The organism is Treponema endosymbiont of Eucomonympha sp., assembly GCF_001028545.1.
The window spans coordinates 1-2,888 of the sequence record NZ_BBPW01000093.1 but is presented as its reverse complement, the minus strand read 5'-3'; the positions used below and the strand labels follow the sequence as shown (position 1 = coordinate 2,888).

Here is a 2,888-nt window from a genome sequence, read left to right as displayed (position 1 = left end):
GGGGTGTTTTCATAGGGATAAAATACACCGCCTTCCCGAAATAAGCCAGCCGAGTGCGTTCGGCGGTAGTCGAACGTCCTTCAAAGAACGCGGCAGAAAGATTTTGCCCCTATGCTTTGCTTGTGGGCGAAGGCGTGTAGGTAAAGCAAAAAAAGCAAAGCCTCTTCGCGGCGTAGCGGCAAGTTAAGGGAAAAGCGGGTGGCAAATGGTCGGCGTGACCTCTTGGAAGATATCAAATTCGGCGTAGACCTGAAGGGCAGCGCCGCTTTCTAATTGCTCCGCCGTTTACTTATCCCCCTCACTACTTATGAACTAAACGGACAATTACTTAACGACAAGACGAGAGGCTTTCAATTGGCAAAGGTAAATGAAATTATATTTGTGTCTAAAGAATATACTGTCATATTTCAACTTTCCGGTGCAGATTGGCACGGGGAAAGTCCGGGACTTCCTCGTCCATGCTTTCATCAAGAAGTCGCAAGCATTCTTTCTATGCAGCCATTTTAGCTGTCTTTTCTGTATCTTCATCCAGAATGGTTAAAATCACCTTTTTGTATTCCGGTATTTTTACCGGTTCACTTGGGATAAATTTACCGCCTTCAAAGAAACCTTGAACTGTTACCAACATGACAGCCTCCTGACTGCTATTTTAAATGTTTTTCGATTATGCCGTCAACATCGGCGATATTGAAAGAAATATCGCTGCACCATACGCCATAATCTTGTATGGAGTTTACGGCTTCTATCCATTCGTTGAGGGCTTTTCGTTTTCCTCGCGCTATAGGGCTGTCCTGACCTTTTGTTTCGAGAACAAGGATTTTACCGTTATCCAGTTTTATAAGATAATCGGGATAGTATTTGCGGAATACGCCGTTATACATATAGCCGATTTCAAAACCGACATGGTCATTCTTTACCCATGTTTTTACGCGGGAATTCTTTTCTAATACATAACTTTCGGCGGCTTCCCACGTACTGTCAAATACGCAATTGCTAATATGGGATTTTTTAGTCGGGAAATTTGGTTTAATGGTATACCACGTCGACATATCGGCGGTAGAACGGACCTTTTTATTGGGGTCAAAAACAGGGATAATTTTCTCTGAGTGTTTAAACCTGATATAACTCCATAGATGCTGGACTATCAAATTCATATTAGCCATACACAGTATTTTCCGGCGCAAGGGGTTTGTTTCAAATAAAACGGGTTCTACTACGATTTTACCGAATTTAAGATACTGTTCCACAATAATGATTATCTGCCCTAAGAGCGCAAATTTTGTGCCTTCATGTTCCCAAGTGGCTGTGGTTTTATCCTTCATCATTTCATACACTTCACCGGCGGCAAGAAATACAATACGCTGTAGGCGCAAACCGGCTTCAAGCTTCTGTAAATCTATGTCGGTACATTTTTGTAAATCGGCTTGACCGTTCAAAATGGGAGACATATCTGCCCGGAGGCGGGTTTGGGAAGCGTCAAGGGTGAGGGTTGGGATTTTAGAAATATCAATATGCAATTTCGGGTTTAGTTCCCGGTTTATGCGGATAATGTTGGGCCAGTTTATTTCAAATTTTCTCCGGTCACTCAGAGCTTCTATCGTTGTTTTTGGTTTAGGGGGATAACCGCCCCCGCCTTCCTCGGTTTCGTGGGGAAGGAAGGTAAAGGGAATGCCGAAAATGTTTACATATTCGGGGGTATACATTGGGGCTTTGCCTTCTTTCATATCTTTTTCAATGTCATAGGAAGTGCGGCGGAGTCCCCGGCCTACGACCTGTTCGCAAAGCAACTGACTGGAAAAGGCGCGTAAACCTAAAATGTGGGTTACTGTTTTTGCGTCCCACCCTTCGGTAAGCATGCTAACGGATATGACATTTCTTATGTGTTCGCCCCGCTTTCCTTTTTGCCCTACGGTATTAACAGTATCACGGAGAATCGCGGCGGCATCTTTTTTGCTATATTTCTTTTCGGCTTCCTCGCCTTCGGTATCAGGGGAAGTATCGTCAAGGTCGGAGGTTTCCCGGCTCTCGGCTTTCTCAAGGGTTTTTGAATCAATATGAATTAAATAATCGGGTTCACATAATTCGTCTACCGGAATACGTTTATGCTCAAAGGCGTATTTTATCCGAGCAGCGGTTTCGGTGCGGTTTGCCACGGTTATCATTACGGGAGACGTTGCGGCTTTGTTCTTCTGCCAATCCTTAAAAGTTTCCAGCCAGTCTTTGCCTAAAAGATAATAGGCTTGGGTAATCAAATCGGGCAAGGGTTCTTCCGGTTCCGCTTTTCGGTTAATATCATCTTTAACGGATGCGTCAGTATAGATATGGTAGAGTTTTGAGCGGAACGTTTTTGCGTCCGGGGTTCCGTCATCACGAACTACCACACGGGGAGTTTTTACTAAGCCGGACTCAATACCGTCATTAAGGCCAAAGTCGGTTACAATCCAACTAAAGAGGGCTTCGGTATCGTTTTTTTTACCGGAAGGCGCAAAAGGGGTAGCGGAAAAATCATAACAGGTTAATATCTTCCGGGCGGCGTGGATACGGTCTAAGCCGCTGACCCAAATGGTGGCTTCTTTTTCAAGTTCCTTTTCTTCTTTGGATAGTTTTACTTTTGTTTCGGGATTTATACGCCATGCGTGGTGGGCTTCGTCGTTGATTACTAGAATATTCTGAGCATTGGCGATAGTGCCCAAGACTTCACGGGCATAGGCTTCATTGCTTTTTACTCCCCGTTTGTCTACGCCTCGTTTTTTCTGTACCGGTGGCGGCAAAACTACCGTAATGGCCATGCTTATAGCGTGGCAAATTTGCAACAAAGCAGCCTATCCCCACGACAAACGGTTTTCCAAAAATGTCTTTATCGTTGCCCCCGGTTAACAGCACCTGAA

General features: G+C 44.6%; 2 protein-coding genes. Both read right to left on the bottom strand.

Going from position 1 to position 2,888, the window contains the following annotated elements:
• Window positions 1-490: 490 nt before the first annotated feature.
• Window positions 491-625: an antitoxin AF2212-like protein gene (locus AWU74_RS12665; protein WP_238580167.1), complete on the bottom strand. Its 135-nt coding sequence runs from the start codon at window positions 623-625 to the stop codon at window positions 491-493.
• 19 nt (window positions 626-644) lie between these two features.
• Window positions 645-2,789, bottom strand: coding sequence for a type III restriction endonuclease subunit R (locus tag AWU74_RS04795; RefSeq protein ID WP_162504830.1), 2,145 nt, complete (start codon window positions 2,787-2,789; stop codon window positions 645-647).
• Window positions 2,790-2,888 lie beyond the last annotated feature (99 nt).